The following is a 19378-nucleotide window of genomic DNA, read 5'->3' on the forward strand; positions in this document are numbered from 1 at the left end:
GCGGAAGCCGCCACCGTTGCGGCCGCCGCGATCACCACCGCGACCGCCGCGGTCGCCGCCACGGTTGCCGCCGAAGCCGCCACGGTTGCCGCCACGGTCGCCAAAGCCACCACGGTTGCCGCCAAAGCCGCCGCGACCGCCGCGGTCGCCGCCACGGTCGCCAAAGCCGCCACGGCCGCCGCGATCGCCGCCGCGACCGCCGCGGTCACCGCCACGGCCACCGCGATCGCCAAAGCCGCCGCGACCGCCACGGTCACCGCCACGGCCACCGCGCTCGTCACGGCCGCCACGAGGACCGCGGTCCTCGTCCAAGCCCATGGCGACAAGCGGAGCGATAACCTTATCGAGGGCGGCCATCAGCTCGGTGGCCTCCTCATAAGAAAGCTCGGGCAGGAGCTTCTCCTTCTTGTTGGCAAGCTCGACCAGGCCCTCAGCAGCATCCTCGGCAGCGAAGACGACGATCTTGCGCATATCGCCCTCGGCGTCGTCGATGCGGCCGACCAGATCGGCAGCCTCGGCCTCGGCCATCAGGCCATCAAGCTCACGAAGGCGCATGCCCAGCAGGTCGGACATCTCCTTCTGCTCCATCTTGGGCTTGAGGTCAAGGAGCTTGATGGCGCGCTCGATGTTTGCCATGCGCTCGGCCTTGGCCTCCTCCTCCTTGGAAATAGCAAAGCGACGGCTACGCAGCAGGCGGGCGGCCTTCTGCATCTTGTCCATCAGCTCTTCGTCATCGTAATCAACGGTGGCCTCGACAACCTCGGCCTCCTCGGCGGAAACCTCGTCAGCAGCCTCAATCTCGGCAGCTTCGGTCTCCACGGTCTCGACTGCCTCGACCTCGGCAGCCATGGTCTCGTTCTCGGTCTCGTTCATGATCTCTTCGTTCTCGGACATGAGACTCCTTCTTGGCCCTCTCGGGCATCATCGCCCCATTCGCGGGGCCCGTCGCGCACTCTTTGCGCTTTAAACATTCATGCCTCTCGGCAAAACGTCCACTAGTTTATGGTCTCGCCCGCCAATCTAGCTGCAGAATCTATGTGCACACATTAATGCGACATGTCGCGGTATCATGACCTGAACCAAACGTGTCCACCTTAAGGAGCCCGCCATGATTAAGCCCATCATGAAATCCGAGTTCTTTTTACGCCTGCCTTCCGAAGACGCGGGACCCGACGACGCCGTAATCGGACAAGACCTCCTGGATACGCTCCATGAGCATGAGCACGAGTGCGTGGGTCTCGCCGCCAACATGATCGGCGTGCGCAAACGCATCATCTGCGTAAAGGACGGCAACAGGGCGCTGCTGATGTACAACCCTCAAATTCTTGAGCAGGTCAATTCCTATCAGACGAGCGAAGGATGTCTCTCGCTTTCCGGCGAGCGCCCCTGTACTCGCTATCGCCGCATTAAGGTTGAGTATTTGGACGAGAATTTCGTCCACCGCATCAAAAACTTCTCGGGCTACACCGCCGAGATCATCCAACACGAAATCGACCACTGCAACGGGATTGTTATTTAGACAGCCAGGGTAACGATGCAGGTTGAGCACACGACAGCGAGCGAGCCGCATTTGCGCCAAGGTGACGTGAAATGAGAGGGCGCTGACCTTCTGGTCGCGCCCTCGAAATTGAACGTCAGATTGGCGTGAATGCGGCTCGCGCAGCGTCAGGTGGTCCGCCGTTCGGTAGAACGGCGGAACTAATTAGCTCTGGCGGTAATGATCGAAGAAGTCGGCGAGGTCTTCGAGCGACTCTTTGAGCACTTCCATGCGCGGCAGGTACACGATGCGGAAGTGGTCGGGCTCACCCCAGTTAAAGCCGCCGCCGCGCGTGATCAGGATCTTCTTCTCGTGCAGCAGGTCAAGGGCGAACTGCTCGTCGTCAGTGATGTTGAACTTCTTCACATCCATCTTGGGGAAGATATAGAACGCCGCACGCGGCTTGACCACCGAGATGCCGTCGATCTTGTTGAGTGCCTCATACACGAAGTTGCGCTGCTCGTAGACACGACCGCCGGGGCGGATGTAGTTGTTAACAGACTGATGGCCGCCGAGCGCCGTCTGGACGATTGACTGAGCCGGCACGTTGGAGCACAGGCGCATGTTCGAGAGCATGTTGATGCCCATAATAAAGTCGCTCATGCAGCGCTGGTTACCCGAAAGCACCATCCAGCCAATACGATAGCCCGCGATCATGTGCGACTTGGAAAGGCCGCTAAAGGTGACGCAGGGCAGGTCGGGAGCGAGCGAGGCAATCGAGACGTGCTCGTAGCCGTCCATGCACAGGCGGTCGTAGATCTCATCGGCAAAAATCATGAGCTGGTGCCTGCGCGCGATCTCAACGATGCCCTCGAGTACCTCGCGCGGATAGACCGAACCCGTGGGGTTGTTGGGGTTGATGATGACGAGGGCCTTGGTCGCGCTCGTGATCTTGGACTCCATATCCTCCAGGTCGGGATACCAATCCGCTTGCTCATCACACAGATAGTGAACGGGATGACCGCCGGCAAGGGTTGCGCACGCCGTCCAGAGCGGATAGTCGGGGCTGGGGATCAGAATCTCGTCGCCATTGTCGAGCAGCGCGTTCATCGAAAGCTGAATGAGTTCGGACACGCCGTTGCCCGTGTAGATGTGCTCCATCTGAACATTGGGCAGGCCCTTGATCTGCGAGTACTGCATGATTGCCTTGCGCGCGGAGAACAGGCCACGCGAGTTGGAATAGCCTTCGCAGTCGGGCAGCTGCTGGCGCATGTCCTTGATGACCTCATCGGGCGTGCGGAAACCAAAGGGCGCCGGATTACCGATGTTGAGCTTGAGAATACGCTCGCCCTCGTCCTCCATACGGGCGGCCTCGTCGACGACGGGGCCGCGCACGTCATACAGGACGTTATCGAGCTTGGTGGATTTAGAAAAAGTACGCATGGTGGTGCTCCTTGGAATTTGAGCTGAGGGATGGGGTTCGGGCTTGGGCACGTTGCGAGGCGATGATTCCTCGCCTTGATCGGCGTCACCGGCGAGCAGCCAGGAAACATCGACCTCCAAAATACGAGCGAGCAGCTCTGCCACATCGCGCCGCGGGATCGTCTTGCCGCTCACATATTGGCTCATCTGACTCTTGCCGAGTTTTTTTCCGAGCATCTCCGATGCGCGGATTACGTCCGACTGGCGAACGTCGCGATCGGACATGGTCTGTCGCAGGCGATCGCTAAACGTCTCTTGGGCCATTAGAACCTCCTTGCTGGCAAAGTTCAATTTATAGAACACGAATTGAACCTAAGTTCAATTTAGGCAGCAGTATAGCGCCGTACCTTATTCGGAAGTTCAATTTCACAAGAAAACGTACCGAACTCCGAGATTTGCCCAAGGCGGACAATGACGCGCACGCGTTTAGAGATATTCAAGGAATCGAGCGGCGGCAAGCGAAACGTCAGCCGTGCGATATATCGCGTTGATCTGCCGATGGGGATGTCCCTCGAGCGGACGCACGGCGACATCGAACTGACAGCGGCGCAAGATGAGCGCCGGAAGAATACTCACGCCCAGACCGTCCTCGACCATGGCCATAATCGCATAATCATCCCAGGTCGATAGCTTAGAACGCACCGCCAGACCCGCGCGGCGAAACAGCGGCGTAATCTCGTCGTCGCTACCGCGTTCCAGAAGAATAAACTGCTCGTTGGCCAAATCGGCAAGGGAAACGACCTCCGCGGTGGCAAGCGAGGAGTCCGCTGGCACCACGGCCATCAGCTCGTCTTGCACCAACGGCCGCGACGCCATGCCGGCGCCGCGTGGCTCGCGCGGAATAAAGCCCAGGTCGCAGCGGCCTTCCGCCACCCATTGCTCAATCTCGGAGTAATCACCCATCAGCAGCTCGTAATCGACATCCGGGTGATCAGCGCGAAACCGCGCGATCACCGGCGGCAGTACATGGGTCGCCACACTCGAGAATGTACCGATACAGATCTTGCCACGCATGAGCCCCCGCATCTCGTCCACGCGTCGCTGCAGGCGGCCAAACTCTTCGCATAACGCCTCGACTGCCGGCATGATCTGCTGCCCATCGGCAGAAAGCACCACACCCTCGCGGCTGCGGTCGAGCACCTTAAAACCCCAATCGGTCTCAAGGTCGCCCACCATGCGGCTCACGCCCGACTGCGAATAGCTCAGCCGCTCGGCGGCGCGCGTAAAACTGCCGGCCCGCACGGTCTCGAGCAGAACCTGCATCTTTTGAATATTCGTTTCCACGGCACCCCTCCACCTTTACATGAGTTTTTGTCATGTTATCCATGCATTATATTCGCTTTTCTTCTAAAGCCACCTCACCCATAGTGAACATGTTCGGATATAGAGGGGATGTCAGCACATGAACAACGGATTGTTTACGTACTTAGCAGCATTGCTATTGTTTGGCTCCAACGGCATCATCGCCGCTGCCATCGCGCTGCCGAGCTCCGATATCGTACTGTTGCGCACGTTTTTGGGCGCTCTCACCCTTGCCGCCATCCTCTTCATAACCAAGCGCCATAACCTGCAGGCTCCGTCTCGCCCCCGCGAGGCCGCAGCGCTCATCGTCTCGGGCGCCGCGCTGGGCGCCAGCTGGATTTTCCTGTTCCGCGCCTATCAGACGATCGGCGTTGGTATCTCCTCGCTGTTGTATTACTGTGGCCCCATCATCGTTATGGCCCTCTCCCCGCTCATTTTTGGCGAAAAGCTGACCGGCGGCAAAATCGCCGGCTTTGTCGCCGTCGCCTGCGGTGCTTTTCTCATTGCAGCGCAAGGTCTAGGCGGCAATATGCCCATTGCGGGCATCGTCTGTGGAATCGCCTCGGCCTTCTGCTATGCATTGATGGTCATCGCCAGCAAGGGTGCGCCGCACATCGAGGGCCTCGAGAACTCCGCACTCCAAGTGAGCGCCGCCTTTGTGACCGCACTGGCCCTCACGCTCATCACGCAGGGCGCTCCCTCGTTCCTGTCCGCCGGCGTCGCCGCCAGCATTGATTGGCGCGCCGTCGCTATGCTCGGCGTCGTCAACACCGGCATTGGTTGCCTGCTCTACTTTAGCGCCGTCGCCAAGCTGCCCGTCCAGACCGTCGCCGTCGTCGGCTACCTCGAGCCGCTTTCGGCGGTCGTGTTCTCGGCCGCCCTTTTGGGTGAAGCCATAACACCGGTCCGCCTGATGGGCGCCGCGCTTATCATCGGCGGCGCGATTTTTTGCGAACTCGCCGGCAAACGCGCAAACGCCAAGGCTGGCATCGCCCAGACAGCACGTGCTTAAAAGCCCCTGCTTTGAAATGCTACCTGCGTAGATAAATAATCCCCAGCTGAGGATTATTGTCTAAAATAACCCGATGTGCCAAACTGCTCTTATGTATAAAGACGGCATAAAGTTTTTGTCCTAGACAGATAACCGGATGTCTAAGGGAGTCCTCGTGGCACACAACAAACTGGAGGCAAACCTCCAAGACCAGCGCGGGCAAGGCGGGCACGGAGCCATCCCCCTCTCCGCTGGCATGCTGCTCGTAACGCTCGGCGTCGTCTATGGCGACATCGGCACGAGCCCCATGTACACCATGAAATCAATCGTCGCCAACAACGGCGGCATCGGTACCGTCAGCGAGGACATGATCCTGGGCGCGCTTTCGCTCGTCATCTGGACCATGACGCTCGTGACCACGGTCAAGTACGTGGTAATCGCCATGAAGGCCGACAACCACAACGAAGGCGGCATCTTCGCCCTGTTCAGCCTCGTACGCAAGGTGGCACCATGGCTGATTCTGCCCGCCATGATCGGCGGCGCGGCGCTGCTCGCCGACGGCATCCTCACCCCCGCCGTCACGGTCACCACAGCCATCGAGGGTCTGCGCACCATCGAATGGGGCCATGCGCTGCTGGGCGACGGCCAGACCAACGTCATCATCATCACCATCATCATTATCTGCGGCCTATTTGCCATGCAGCGCGCCGGCACCTCGTCAATCGGCAAGCTGTTCGGCCCGCTCATGACGCTGTGGTTCCTGTTCCTGGCAGGCGCCGGTCTGTTCAACATGCTCGGCAACCTGTCCATCTTGCGCGCGCTCAACCCCATCCGCGGCATTATGTTCCTGTTCTCGCCCATCAACCATTCGGGCATTATGGTGCTCGGCTTTGTCTTCCTGTCGACAACCGGTGCCGAGGCACTCTACTCGGACATGGGCCACGTGGGCAAGGCAAACATCTATGCATCCTGGCCATTTGTTAAGGCGGCCCTTATCCTCAACTATCTGGGTCAGGGAGCTTGGCTGCTCGCCAATAACTCCAACCCCCAGATGCTCGCGATGGATATCGTCAACCCGTTCTATATGATGCTCCCCGAGCCCCTACGCCCCTTTGCCATCGTGCTTTCGGCCGTGGCGGCCATCATCGCCTCACAGGCGCTCATCACCGGCTCGTTCTCGCTGGTATCCGAGGCAACGCGCCTCAACCTTATGCCGCACCTGCGCATCCACTACCCCAGCGACACCAAGGGCCAGCTCTATATTCCACTCGTCAACAACATCATGTGGGTCGGCTGCATCTTCATTGTGCTGCTGTTCCAGAACTCCGAGCGCATGGAGAGCGCCTATGGCCTCGCCATTACCGTGACCATGCTTATGACCACCACGCTGCTGACGAGCTATATCGCCGGCATCCTCAAGCACAAGCTGGGCGCCTGCGTCTTCGCCCTGCTCTTCGGTGCCATTGAGCTGTGCTTCTTCGCCTCGTGCCTCACCATGTTCTTTGACGGCGGCTACGTAATGATCTTCTTGGCCTCGCTGCTGTTTGGCCTTATGTACGTGTGGCGCCGCGGCACCGCCATCGAGCGCACGCAGACGATCCTGCTGCCCGTCTCCAAGTACATTGACCAGCTCAACCGCCTGCGCAACGACGAGACCTACCCCGTGCTCGCCGACAATCTGGTGTTCCTCACCAACAGCCCCGACCCGCTCACGCTCGACCGCGACGTGCTCTATTCCATCTTGGATAAGCATCCCAAGCGCGCCAAGGCATACTGGTTCATCAACGTGCACGTTACCGACGAGCCCTATACGCACGAGTATTCCGTCGAGACCTTTGGCACGGACTTTTTGTTCCGCGTGCGCCTGGACTTGGGCTTTAAGGTCAACCAGCGCGTTAATGCCTACCTGCGCCAAATCGTTGGCGACTTGATGGCATCGGGTGAGCTGCCGCCGCAGCATCACACCTACTCCATCTACGAGACGCGCGGCAACGTGGGCGACTTCCGTTTTTGTATGCTGCGCAAGATGCTCGCCCCCGAAACGGACATCAACCGCAATGACCACCGCGTGATGGCCATCAAGTACGCCGTCCGCCGCGCCTGCGGAAGCCCGGCACGCTGGTACGGTCTCGAGAACTCGGCCATCATCATCGAGTACGTGCCGCTGTTTGCCCGCATGCGCCCGGCCGTTAAGCTCGTGCGCACCCAAGTGCCGCTCGAGGTTCAGATCGAAGAGGCCGAAGAAATGGAAGTCGACATCTTCTCGGACGACCTGGTCAACGGCAACGAAGCCGGTAAGAATATGAACGTCGATCCCACTGAGCTGCTCGAGAGCGTCGCAGATACGCCCGAACAGCAACTCGACGGACTCGAGAGCACCCAGTTCAACGACGCCAACTTCTAACACGCCACCAGCCATTGACGACAACGGCCTCGCATCTCATAAGAGGTGCGAGGCCGTTTTATGTCGCAACGGACCAGTGAGCTACGAACGACGCGGCTCGGGAACCACGAGCCTATCGGGGCTCGCGCCCTCGGCATCCATCAGGCTCACGTAACGAATCGACGGATCCCCATACATCGCGTAGTAATAATTGCCCGTGCGCGCGCTAAAGCATCCGGTATAGATAGTCTTCTCGAACTTGCCATCGCCCATCCTGGACGCCCCCTCAATCATCACCACGCCCTCGAGCGAGCGGAACATGCGAACGACGTTTTCGGTCTCGCTCTCCTTTTGCGGGTAATTGGCATTGAGGTACGCCGCCTTTACAAAACGGCTCGGCGAATAGCAATCGCCCGGAATGCCGCGCATGCCGGCACCGGCTCCATAGGGCTTAAGCTCGGCGCCACGCCATGTCGCCGTCTGCGGAAAATCGCTTGTGGCGGTGATATAGGTGCGCAGGTTTTCCATGTGCCACGGGAAGGTCGGCTGGTTGGCAAGGGTGTCGACCGGATCGTCGTATACATGCAGGCCGTCAGCCATCATCTCGACCACGATGCTGCGCTGGCTGTCGCCGATAATCCAATGGAGCAGCGACACGCCCAGCCCCTCTCCGGCAGATTTGGCGACAATCACCGTGTCGCGCAGCGCGGCCTCGACCTCATCGACCGTCGAGAACGTCGCTGCCACCCACAGGGGAAACTCATAGGCCGCGATATTGTTCTTGCCGTCGACAGGGCCCTCGGCATACTCGGCATAGCCGGGAAAGTTGAGCCCCGCCACAGCCAGACCCGCATCGTTACCACAGTCGAAAAACATGGGATAGTTCTTGTAATCGATGCACATGCCGATTACCGCGTGTGCCGCCGACGCATCGTCGATAAACGAATACGGAATGTGGAACCCGCGCGGCATCACGCGAACCTGTTGGCCGTAGTCAAAGCTCCAGTCGAGGTTGCGGCCCAGATACATGTGGCCAGAATTATCGGTAAATCGAATGCTCGTGCACATAGCGCCTCCTAGCTTTACGGTCCTGCTAAGGTTATTGTCACCAAACAAAAAGGCGCTAAACACAAAAGCCCGGACATGACAACAATGTCACGCCCGGACCAAAAGAGACGAAGTGCGGTGCTTTGGTCCCCTTAGACCAACTTTCCAAGACAGTGGTCGATCATATGCTGGACCATCTGCGCCTCGAAGCCCACAAAGTCCTGCTTGCGCTCGCGCATCTTGCCATCGACGATCTGGTCAAAGGCAACCTTGCACTTGATATAGCGCGTGGACTTGGTGACCTCCTCGTGCGTCAGGCAGCTCTCCTCCATCTTGCTGGCGCCCAGGCCAAACACCAGACGGGGGTTGTAGAGCACGTGAGGCTCGCCGGCGTCGTCCAGGTAGACGCAGACCTTCTTGGTAACGCCGATCTGGTTGGCGGCCAAGCAGCCGGCATCATCGAGCGACTTGATGGTATCGATCAGGTCCTGAGCAACCGACTCGTCCTCGACGGTCGCAACCTCGCAACGCTGGGACAGGATAGCCTCGTCGTGGCAAAGCTCTTTAATCATACGTTCCTCCATAGGGGTCGTTGTAACCGCTTAAGTATACGGTACCCACACATTTTCATGCGATAAATACCGTCCGTCTGTTACAAAGCGCCGAACATCAACATGCGAGGAACAGCAAGGTTGTAAAGGCGATATAGTAAATGAGTTCGTGTCAATCGGCCTAAACTCGGGGCCGAACAAGGAAAGGGTATGCATGGACGAACTTTTTCACGTCAGTGAGCGCAAGTCCACAATCGGGACCGAACTTCGCGCTGGACTGACAACATTCCTGGCGATGGCCTACATCATCGCCGTCAACCCCGCAGTGCTCTCGGGCGCTGGCATTGATGCGGGAGCGCTCGCCTGCGCCACCTGCCTGGGCGCCGGCATCATGACCATCTGCATGGGCATCTTCGCCAACCGCCCGCTCGCCTGCGCGTCGGGTCTGGGCATCAACGCCATGATCGCGGGCATCGCCACCACCATGTGCGGCGGCGACTGGCACGTGGCCATGAGCGTTATCTTCCTCGAGGGTATCGTCATCTTGCTGCTCGTCCTGTGCGGCCTGCGCGAGGCCATCATGGACGCCATCCCCGTGGTCCTGCGCCACGCCATCTCGGTGGGTCTGGGCCTGTTTATCGCCATGATCGGCCTGTGCGACGCCGGCATCATCACCGCTGGCGCCGGTACGCTCGTCGGCCTGGGCGACATCGCCTCCCCCACCTTTATCGTCGGCATCATCTCCATCGTCGTGACGGTTGCCCTGGCTTCCCGCAACGTGCCGGGCTCGCTGCTCATCGGCATCATCGTCGCCGTTATCGCCGGAATCCCGCTGGGCGTCACCCATGCGCCCGAGGGCCTCATCGCACCGCTCGACTTCTCGACCTTCGGCGCCCCGTTTGCCAGCACTGCCGACGGCAACCTTGCCATCGTGAAGGTCCTGACCGACCCGATGCTGCTCGTCGTTGCCTTCTCGCTGCTCATGAGCGACTTCTTCGACACCATGGGCACCGCGATGGCCGTCGCCAAGCAGGGCGAGTTCTTGACCGAGGACGGCAATGTCGAGGACATCCGTCCCATCCTGGTCGTCGACTCCGTGGCCGCTGCTGCCGGTGGCTTTATGGGCGTCTCCTCCATCACCACCTTCGTCGAGTCCACCTCTGGCGCTGCCGACGGTGGCCGCACGGGCCTCACCTCCGTCACCACCGGCGTGCTGTTCATTCTCGCCGCGTTCTTCTCCCCCATCGTCACCATCGTTTCCAGCGCCGCCACCTGCGGTGCTCTGGTCTACGTCGGTTACCTCATGATGAGCGAGGCCTCCGAGATCGACTGGTCCGACGTGTCGCAGGGTTTCCCGGCGTTCATGATTGTCGCCGGCGTGCCCTTCACCTACTCCATCTCCTCCGGCATTGGCCTGGGCTTTATCGCCTACGTGATCGTCGCGCTCTTTAAGGGCGAGGCCTCCAAGATCAAGCCGCTCATGTGGATCGCAGCCTTCGCCTTCCTCGTCTACTTCTTTGTAGCGTAGGCGCAAGATTCGCAATACCAAACAGCAAAGCGCGGAGTCGCATCGAGCGGCTCCGCGCTTTGCTTTTAAAGCCAGGCACCACACGGACACGCGATGTATTGCTTCGCAAGTTTTGGACGTTTTGCTCTCCAAACGGCACTACCGACGGCTACATCCTGCAGATATGCTGGATATAACCGCATAGGCCCTATGAGGATGGGAGTAACCATGGCCGCCTTGTTCACGACCCCCAAGCGCAATGACAAAACCTCTGGAGCCCATTTTGTCGAGCCCGACCTGCGCCGTCGCACGCTGCTCGCACACGGCAGCTGGCGCCGCGTGACGCGCCGCATCGTTGTAGGCGCCGTATGCGCGCTTACGGTAAGCTCGCTGCTCATGCCGAGCATCTCGCTCGCAGCCGAGTGGGTGGACGTTGGCGGCGTCCGCCACGAAGCGGCCGCGGGCCCCACGGGAGACGCCGCCGGCACCTGGGCCTGGGACGGCGCCGACGACATGAAGCTCAACGGCTATAACGGCGGCGCGATCGAGGCAGCGGGCAAGCTCAACGTGAGCTACGAGGGCAACAACACCGTCACTAACGACGACGGCCGCGGCATCAAGGTTAAGGATGGCGCGAACGAGAACGCCGAGCTTAATATTCAGGGCGACGCGTCCAGCACGCTCAACGTGACATCTTCTCGTGACGCCATCACTTCCGTCGGCAACATCAACATCGACGGCGCTGGCACTGTCAACGCCACGAGCACCGAGCACGATGCCATCGATGCCGGGGGCGATGTCACCATCAAGGGCTCGGGAAACGTTAACGCCACGGGCGATTCGGATGGCATCAGGGCCGACGGCAACATCACGATCGACAACAGCGGAACCGTCACCGCCAAGGGCACCGAGGATCAGGGTATCGATGCTAACGAGAACCTCATCATAAAGGGCGGCGGCAAGGTAGAGGCAAGCTCTATCAAAGACAATGCGATTTGGGCCGACGGCAACATCGAGATCTCGGGTGGCAGCCAGGTCAAGGTAAGCTCCGAGGAAGACGCCGCCATCGACGGTAAAAACAGCCTCACGGTCACGAACGCTTCCCTCAACGCAAGTGGCGTTGGGTATGGCATCTATGTCTACAAGGGCATCACGCTCGATGGCGCGACCGTGACGGTCCGCGCAAGCTCAGATGGCGGGGAAGCCAGCGCACTCTTCACCGATGAGGACGACATCGTCATCAAGAACGGCTCGACTGTGGATGCGCTCGCAGAAGGCAGATTCTCGGTTGCAATCTCCACCAGTAATTTCTACTCCGGCGAAGCGGGTGGCCATATCTACATCAGCGACTCCGTTGTCAAGGCCATAGCCCGCTATGCCGAGACCGGCGGCGACGGCCCCGACCACTACAGTGGAGACCAGGATGGCGAGATCGCCCCTGAGCGCAGGGGCGTGAACTTCGGCATCTTTGCCCGGACCAAGGAGGGCATCACGCCCGCGACCATCTCGATTGTCCGCAGTAAGGTCACGGCCGAGGGAGACACGGCGGCTATCTTCGCGCTTGCCATGAGCGCGGACGGCGAGGCGATAGGCACCATCGAGATCGAAGGAGCTCCCATCCAGACGCCCACAGGCGGCAAGATCATTGGCTATCGCAACAAGGAAGAACTCGACGACGGCATCTTCTACGCGGTGGGTCAAACCATCGGCACGGGCGACGCTGTGATCGACTCCCCCTATAACGAAGCAGTCGCCAAGAGCACGGCCATCGTGCCTCCCGAGGAGACCAAGCCCGAGGAAAAGCCCGGCGAGACCAAGCCCGAGGGTTCCAAGTCCGAGGGCACGAAGACGACCAAGACCGTTGCAGTTGCAGCCACGGGAGCCAAGACCACCGGTAAGCTCGCGGCAACCGGCGACGCCTCGAGCGCAGCCATCGTGGCAGCCGCCCTTGCGGGAACAGCCGCCATCGCCGCAGGCGCCCTGGCGAGTCGCAAACGCTCGTAAACACTTTTTCGCACAGGACGGGTGGATCGCGGCTCTTGCCTTCCCCGTCTACTTCTTCGTAGCGTAAGGGCAAGGCTGCAAAAGCTGAACAATAAAGCGCGGAGTCGCCATGCGGCCCCGCGCTTTTCTTTTAGCGTCGGTCCCTGCGCCGGCGTGCGGCCTATTTCTCCCCCATTTTGGCCATTTTGCCCTCCAAACGGCACTACCGCCGGCAACATCCAGCAGATACGCTGAATCTAGCCGTATAGGCCCTATGAGAACGGGAGCAACCATGGCAGCCTTGTTCACGACCCCCAAACGCAATGACACTACCGCCGGAACCCATGTTGCCGAACCCGACGTTCGCCGTCGCATAGGACTCGCGCACGGCAGCTGGCGCCGCGTGACGCGCCGCATCGTCGTAGGCGCCGTGTGCGCGCTCACGGTGAGCTCGCTGCTCATGCCGAGCGTCTCGCTCGCGGCGGAATGGGTCAAGGTCGGCGAAACCAAATACAACGCCGGCACTGCGGCGGGCGACGAGACCGGCACCTGGTCGTGGGACGGCGCCGACGACTTGAAGCTCAACAACTATAACGGCGGCGAGATCCAGGCCGCAGGCAAGCTCAACGTGAAATACTCGGGAAACAACATCGTCACTGCCGACTGGATCGAAGGCATCAAGGCTTCTCATGGCAAAAATGAGAACGCCGAGCTCAATATCCAAGGCGACGCGGGCAGCACGCTCAGCGTGACATCTACTGAGGACGCTATCCTCTCCACGGGTAATATCAACATCGACGGAGCCGGATCCGTCAACGCCACGAGCGCTCGGTTTGATGCCATCGACGCCGAGGGCGATCTCGCTATCAAAGGTTCGGGCAACGTCAACGCCACGGGCGTATCGGATGGCATCAGGGCAAACGGCAATATCACGATTGACGACAGCGGGGCCGTCACCGCCAGGGCTACCAAGGACAAGGGTATCGGAACCGACAAGAACCTCACCATCAAGGGTGGCGGCACAGTCGAGGCAAGCTCAGCCGATGGTGAGGCCATTTGGAGCGGCGGCAACATCAATATCTCGGACGGCAGCCAGGTCAAGGCGAGCTCCGAGAAAGACGCCGCCGTCGAGGCCAAGGGCAGCCTCGCAGCCACAAACGCCTCCCTCAACGCAAACGGTGTTGAATATGGCGTCTATGCCCACAAGGGCATCACACTCGATCATGCAAACGTGACAGTCCGCACAAGTAAAGGCAGATACGGTGGCGCCATTGCCCTCTTCACCTACCAAGACGATATCGTCGTCAAGAACGGCTCCACCGTGGACGCGTTTGCGGAAGGCGAGGTTTCGGCTGCATTCTCCACCAGAAACGATCGACCCAACGAGGAGGGTGGCCACATCTACATCAGCGACTCCGTTGTCAAGGCCATAGCCCGCTATGTCGAGAACGGCGACGGCCCCATCCCCTACAGCGAAAACCAAGATGGTGAGACGAGCCCCGAGCCCCAAGGCGAGAACATCGGCATCATCGCCCAGACCAGCGAGGGCGTCACACCCGCAGTCATCTCGATCATCCGCAGCAAGGTAACGGCCGAAGGAGATACAGCGGCAATCTTTGCCCGTGCCATGAGCGCTGACGGCAAGACAATCGGCACCATCAAGATTGAGAACGCCGCCATCCAGACGCCCGAAGGCGGCAAGGTCATTGACTATCGCAAGCTCCGTGACGGCATCTACGAGGCAGGCCAAGCCATCGGCACGGGCGACGCCACGGTCGACTCCCTCTATATCAAAGCAGTCGCCAAAAGCACGACCATCGCACCTCCCGAGGTAGCCAAGCCGGAAGACCCCAAGCCCGCAGAAAGCAAGCCCGCGGAGTCCAAGCAGAACCCCAAGTCTGAGGGCTCAAAGCCGACCAAGGCCGTTGCGGCTTCAACCACGAAAGCCAAGACTACCGGCGTGCTCGCGGCAACCGGCGACACCTCGGGTGCGGCCATCGTGGCAACCGTCCTTGCGGGAACAGCCGCTATCGCCGCAGGCACCATGGCGAGCCGTAAGCGCTCTTAGACGCCCCTGCGCACATGGCAGCTCCCGCGAAGGCCCCGAGCCCCAGCACCGTTTAACAACGCCACCGCCGAGCTCCCCTCCGGCGGTGGCGTTTTCCATATGCGTCCGCAGGGGATGCACGAGATTGTCTTTGGTCTAGCCCAACCGGCATACGCTGGCGTGCGACAATGGGGGGCTGCCGATATCACAACACTGAGAGAAGCCCGTCATGGAAGCGCATCAAAAGCAGATAACCGTTTATTCGAATCATACGGAAAGCGCGCCTGTCATCTACCTTCCTGTGGTCGTGGGCGACGGCAGCGAGGTTTATAAGTGTTGCCGAGAGCTCGACTGTCCTCCATTCGCCCTCGTCACCATTGGCGGACTCGATTGGAATCGCGAGCTGAGCCCCTGGGCATGCGACGGGACCGTACGCGATGCCGAGCCTTTCGGCGGCCAAGCTGCCGATTTTCTTGATGAGCTGCTGAATCAGATAATCCCCCAGGTCGAGTCGTCGCTTCCTCAGCCGCCCACCTGGCGCGGCATTGCCGGTTACTCGCTCGCGGGCCTCTTCGCACTCTGGTCCCTCTGGCAAACCGACGCCTTTGACCGCGCCGCGAGCGCATCGGGGTCGCTATGGTTTCCCGACTTTGTCGACCGTGCCAGCACGGCCCCTTTTGCCGGCAGCCCGCAAGCCGTCTACCTGTCACTCGGCAAAAAGGAAACCAAGACGCCCAACCGCATGATGCGGCATGTACTCGACGACACACGCGCGATGGAAGCGTTGCTCGTCGAGCGCGGCATTCCAACAACGCTGGAGCTCAACCCCGGCAATCACTTTGCCCAAACCGACTTACGCATGGCCCGCGGCATCCACTGGATACTGACACATTAAAAATGGTGCCCACACGCATATACGCATGGGCACCATATCTTGTTTTAGCTGAACGCAGCTGCTACTCAGCAGCCTCCTCAAGCTCGGAGACATCAAACTCAAAGTCGTTACCCGGCAGGATGGCGTTGAGCACAATGCCCACCAGTGAGCCCACGGCAATGCCGGACAGCGAAATGGTCACGCCGCCCAGCTCCAACACGATGGCGCCGGCGGTGCTGTACGCGATGCCGAGCGAAAGCACGAGCACCAGCGCGGCAACCAGCACGTTGCGGTTGTTCTGGAAATCGACCTGGTTCTCGATGAGGTTGCGGACGCCCACAGCGCTGATCATGCCGTAGAGCACGAGCGACACACCGCCGATCACACACGCCGGCATGGCCGCAATGACAGCCGCGAACTTGGGGCAGAACGAAAGCACGATGGCGCAACACGCGGCAATTCGAATTACGCGCGGGTCGAACACGCGCGTCAGGGCGAGCACGCCGGTGTTCTCACCATACGTAGTGTTGGCCGGAGCGCCAAAGAGCGAAGCCAGAATCGTGGCAAGGCCGTCGCCGAGCAGCGTGCGATGCAGACCGGGATCGGCAATGTAGTTGCGCTCGCAAGTCGAACCGATAGCAGAGATATCGCCGATATGCTCGATCATGGTCGCGAAGGCCAGCGGCATGATGGTGATGATGGCCGTCGTGGCAAGACCGCTATCGAACTGCGGCCCAAAGAGTGCAAACACGGTGTTATCCCACACGACGGGCAAGCCAACCCAGGGAGCGGCTGCGACGCCCGAGAAATCAACCTCGCCGAGCGCAGTCGCAACGGCATAGCTCACCACAACGCCCAGCAGAATCGGCACGATCTTGACCATGCCGCGGCCCCAAATGTTGCAGATCACGATAACGGCAACGGCAATAACAGCCACAAGCCAGTTGGTCTGGCAGTTGGCAATAGCGGAGCTTGCCAGGATCAAGCCGATGGAAATGACGATGGGGCCCGTCACTACCGGCGGAAAGAAGCGCATGACGCGCTTGGCGCCAAACGCGCGGAAGAGCGCCGCCAGCACCGGATAGAGCAGACCGGCGCAGGCTACGCCCAGGCAAGCGTAGGGCAAAAGCTCGGCCTCGCCGTTGGGCGCAATCGCGGCATAGCCAGCGATAAAGGCAAACGACGAGCCCAGGAAGGCCGGCACCTTACCGCGCGACAGGAAGTGGAACAGCAGCGTTCCCAAGCCGGCAAACAAAAGCGTCGCCGAAACCGAGAGACCGGTGAGCACGGGCACCAGCACCGTGGCTCCGAACATCGCAAACATGTGTTGCAAACCCAACACAAACATGCGCGGGCGGCCGAGCGACGATGCGTCGTAGATGGCATCGGTGACGGCGGGCGTCGAGGATTGGGACATGGAAGTCCTTTCATGATGGAAGGGCGATCAGGCATATCGGATAACCTGCCCGAACGATACGATCCGAACCATTGTACGTGATATGCCATGTCTCGCACGCGCCGTCACCTGCAAACGGTAGCGTTACTTCCAAACGCGCTCGGAAATGCGCTTGACCAGCGCGATCTTTGCCCACTGTTCGTCCTCGGTCAGTTTGTTGCCAATCTCACAGCTGGCAAAGCCGCACTGGGGCGACAGGTACAGGTTCACGAGCGGCACATACTTTGCGGCCTCGTGAATACGTTCGACGATGGCATCCTCGTCCTCGAGCTCAGCGGCCTTGGTGGTCACCAGGCCCAGCACGACCTTCTTGCCGGGAGCAACATACTTGAGCGGCTCAAAGCCACCGGCGCGCGGCGTATCGAACTCAAGGTAGAACGCGTCGACATCCTCGTGCGCAAACAGGTACGGTGCAATGGGATCGTAACCACCCTCGAAGGCATACGTGGAGTGATAGTTGCCGCGGCACACGTGCGTGTTGATGACCAGATCGTCGGGCTTGCCCTCGATGGCGGCGTTGTTGAGCGCCACGCCCAGCTCGCTTACCTTTTGCAGGTCGACCGGGCTCATGCCGGTCTTTGCCACGAAATCGGTGTCGCAGTAGATACCCCAAGTACAGTCATCAAACTGGATATTGCGGCAGCCTGCTGCGTACAGGTCGGCAATCACGGTGCGGTATGCTGCCGCGATGGCATCGGCGAGCTCTTCGTCGGTCTTGTAGACGGCGCGCAGACTCTCCTGCTGGCCATCGCAACGGTCGAGCGTGACTTCGGAGAACGTCTGGATCGGTGCCGGGATGGTCTGGCGTGCAACGTGGCCCTCGCCCTCAAGTGCCTTGACAAACTTAAAGTGCTCGACGAAGGGGTGGTTCTCTCCGCTGATGGGGCCGGTCACCACGGCGGTATCGGCCGTGGTCTCCTCGTCGTGGAACATATAGCCCGCACGCGAGGTACGACGCTCGACGCCGTTCAGCCCCCACATAAAATCGAGGTGCCAGTAGCTGCGGCGAAACTCGCCATCGGTGATGACCTGCAGGCCGGCGGCCTTTTGCTTTGCCACCAAATCGCGAATGGCATCGTCCTCGACGGCCTTAAGGCCGTCGGCGTCGAGTGTGCCCGCGGCATAGGCGGCACGTGCATTCTTAACAGCCTGTGGACGAAGAAAGCTGCCGACGATATCGGCGCGAAACGGCGCGTTCGGTTGAATCGAAGTGCTCATAGATATCTCCCTTTGCATTGGTTGCTTTACTGGGACAGAGTATGAGCGCTCATATGGTCATCGTAAAATATACGTTTATAACAGTTTGATATAGATGCTTCCTATATCAGTCTGGACTGTCATAAAGAGACTTGAACCGTGCGGAGCACAGCAGCCTAGATATGCTGACGAATCGCGTCGATATAGGCCCGACCGTAGCGCGTGAGCGTCGTGTTCTTGCGCGTGATGATGCCAATCTCCATGTACTCGTCCACGTCGAGCGGAATCGAGATAATGCCGGGGCCGTTGAGCTCGTGGCTGATCACGCCCGAGCATACCGTGTAGCCGTTGAGGCCCATGGCCAAATTGAACAACGTCGCACGGTCGCGCACGCGGATATTTTTGCGACGCTCGAACGTCGAGGTCAGCTCCTCGGAATAGTAAAACGAGTTGTAGCTGCCCTGCTCGTAGGACAGGAACGGGTAGTCTTCCAGATCCTCGAGCGTCACGCTGGAGCGGCCCGCCAGCGGATGGTCGGCGCAGACGAAGACATGCGGCGTGGCGCAGAAGAGCCCTTCGAACACGAGCTCGTTGGCGGCAAGCATGCGCTCGATGACCTCGCGATTGTGCTCCGACAGATACAGGATGCCGAGTTCGCTTTTCATATGCGCGACATCCTCGATAATTTCGTGGGTCTGCTCCTCGCGCAGGGTAAAGTCGTAGCGCGCGGCATCGAACTCGCGGATCACATCGACAAACGCATTAACGGCAAAGGAATAATGCTGGCAGCTCACACTAAAGTGCGGCACCTGCTCGGACGTGCCTTTGTACTTGCCCTCGAGCAGGTCGGCCTGGTCGAGCACCTGGCGCGCGTAGCCCAAGAAGGTCTCGCCTTCCTCGGACACAATGACGCCCTTGTTGGTGCGCTCAAAGATATGCACACCCATCTCGTTTTCGAGATCGCGAATCGACGCGGTAATCGAGGGCTGCGACACAAAGAGCCGGCGCGAGGCCTCGGTGATGCTACCGCATTCGGCAACCTTAACAACATATCTGAGCTGCTGAAGCTTCATAGCCTTCT

The 19378-nt window shown here is 60.0% G+C and carries 15 protein-coding genes; 7 read left to right on the forward strand and 8 right to left on the reverse strand.

What is annotated here, in order from left to right; all coding sequences use genetic code 11:
* Positions 1 to 894: hypothetical protein (locus tag DW913_RS04260; protein ID WP_117797726.1), on the reverse strand; the 894-nt coding region annotated here is incomplete at its 3' end.
* Between the two features lie 214 nt (positions 895 to 1108).
* Here DW913_RS04260 and DW913_RS04265 point away from each other — a divergent pair.
* The gene (locus DW913_RS04265; protein ID WP_117797687.1) at positions 1109 to 1519 is read left to right on the forward strand and encodes a peptide deformylase; all 411 of its coding nucleotides are present in this window, start codon (positions 1109 to 1111) and stop codon (positions 1517 to 1519) included.
* Positions 1520 to 1702: 183 nt separating this feature from the next.
* On the opposite strand, the gene DW913_RS04270 is transcribed toward DW913_RS04265, so the two are convergent.
* Positions 1703 to 3223, reverse strand: a complete 1521-nt coding sequence (locus tag DW913_RS04270) for an aminotransferase class I/II-fold pyridoxal phosphate-dependent enzyme (protein WP_117563530.1) — start codon at positions 3221 to 3223, stop codon at positions 1703 to 1705.
* 162 nt (positions 3224 to 3385) lie between these two features.
* Positions 3386 to 4243 carry a LysR family transcriptional regulator gene (locus tag DW913_RS04275; protein WP_117797688.1) on the reverse strand — a complete coding sequence of 286 codons (858 nt, stop codon included), beginning with the start codon at positions 4241 to 4243 and terminating at the stop codon, positions 3386 to 3388.
* Positions 4244 to 4361: 118 nt separating this feature from the next.
* Between DW913_RS04275 and DW913_RS04280 the strand changes: the two genes are divergently transcribed.
* Both DW913_RS04280 and DW913_RS04285 read left to right on the forward strand, forming a co-directional pair.
* Positions 4362 to 5273, forward strand: coding sequence for a DMT family transporter (locus DW913_RS04280; RefSeq protein WP_117757313.1), 912 nt, complete (start codon positions 4362 to 4364; stop codon positions 5271 to 5273).
* A gap of 136 nt (positions 5274 to 5409) precedes the next feature.
* The gene (locus DW913_RS04285; protein WP_117797689.1) at positions 5410 to 7656 is read left to right on the forward strand and encodes a KUP/HAK/KT family potassium transporter; all 2247 of its coding nucleotides are present in this window, start codon (positions 5410 to 5412) and stop codon (positions 7654 to 7656) included.
* Between the two features lie 81 nt (positions 7657 to 7737).
* Here DW913_RS04285 and bsh read toward each other — a convergent pair whose 3' ends face one another.
* Both bsh and DW913_RS04295 read right to left on the reverse strand, forming a co-directional pair.
* Complete coding sequence (gene bsh, locus DW913_RS04290; RefSeq protein WP_117629622.1) at positions 7738 to 8703, reverse strand: choloylglycine hydrolase; 966 nt, start codon at positions 8701 to 8703, stop codon at positions 7738 to 7740.
* 131 nt (positions 8704 to 8834) lie between these two features.
* Positions 8835 to 9254, reverse strand: a complete 420-nt coding sequence (locus DW913_RS04295; RefSeq protein WP_117563534.1) for a peptide deformylase — start codon at positions 9252 to 9254, stop codon at positions 8835 to 8837.
* A gap of 193 nt (positions 9255 to 9447) precedes the next feature.
* On the opposite strand from DW913_RS04295, the gene DW913_RS04300 reads away from it, so the two are divergent.
* The 4 genes from DW913_RS04300 (at position 9448) to DW913_RS04315 (ending at position 15665) form a co-directional block, all read left to right on the forward strand.
* Positions 9448 to 10761 (forward strand): NCS2 family permease, encoded by a 1314-nt coding sequence (locus DW913_RS04300; protein WP_117797690.1) that lies wholly within the window; start codon positions 9448 to 9450, stop codon positions 10759 to 10761.
* A gap of 207 nt (positions 10762 to 10968) precedes the next feature.
* Positions 10969 to 12744 carry a carbohydrate-binding domain-containing protein gene (locus DW913_RS04305; RefSeq protein ID WP_158566192.1) on the forward strand — a complete coding sequence of 592 codons (1776 nt, stop codon included), beginning with the start codon at positions 10969 to 10971 and terminating at the stop codon, positions 12742 to 12744.
* Positions 12745 to 13015: 271 nt separating this feature from the next.
* Positions 13016 to 14791, forward strand: a complete 1776-nt coding sequence (locus DW913_RS04310) for a carbohydrate-binding domain-containing protein (RefSeq protein WP_158566193.1) — start codon at positions 13016 to 13018, stop codon at positions 14789 to 14791.
* 208 nt (positions 14792 to 14999) lie between these two features.
* Positions 15000 to 15665 carry an alpha/beta hydrolase gene (locus DW913_RS04315; protein WP_117716506.1) on the forward strand — a complete coding sequence of 222 codons (666 nt, stop codon included), beginning with the start codon at positions 15000 to 15002 and terminating at the stop codon, positions 15663 to 15665.
* 61 nt (positions 15666 to 15726) lie between these two features.
* Here DW913_RS04315 and DW913_RS04320 read toward each other — a convergent pair whose 3' ends face one another.
* The 3 genes from DW913_RS04320 to DW913_RS04330 all read right to left on the reverse strand — a co-directional run bounded on the left by DW913_RS04320 (position 15727) and on the right by DW913_RS04330 (position 19370).
* Positions 15727 to 17061, reverse strand: coding sequence for a uracil-xanthine permease family protein (locus tag DW913_RS04320; protein WP_117797693.1), 1335 nt, complete (start codon positions 17059 to 17061; stop codon positions 15727 to 15729).
* A gap of 123 nt (positions 17062 to 17184) precedes the next feature.
* Positions 17185 to 18318 (reverse strand): 5-methyltetrahydropteroyltriglutamate--homocysteine S-methyltransferase, encoded by a 1134-nt coding sequence (locus tag DW913_RS04325; protein WP_233541992.1) that lies wholly within the window; start codon positions 18316 to 18318, stop codon positions 17185 to 17187.
* A gap of 155 nt (positions 18319 to 18473) precedes the next feature.
* A complete protein-coding gene (locus DW913_RS04330; protein ID WP_117769836.1) occupies positions 18474 to 19370 on the reverse strand; it encodes a LysR family transcriptional regulator in 897 nt (298 codons plus the stop codon).
* Positions 19371 to 19378: the final 8 nt, after the last annotated feature.

This window comes from Collinsella sp. AM42-18AC, assembly GCF_003467965.1.
In the GTDB taxonomy this organism is placed as follows: domain Bacteria; phylum Actinomycetota; class Coriobacteriia; order Coriobacteriales; family Coriobacteriaceae; genus Collinsella.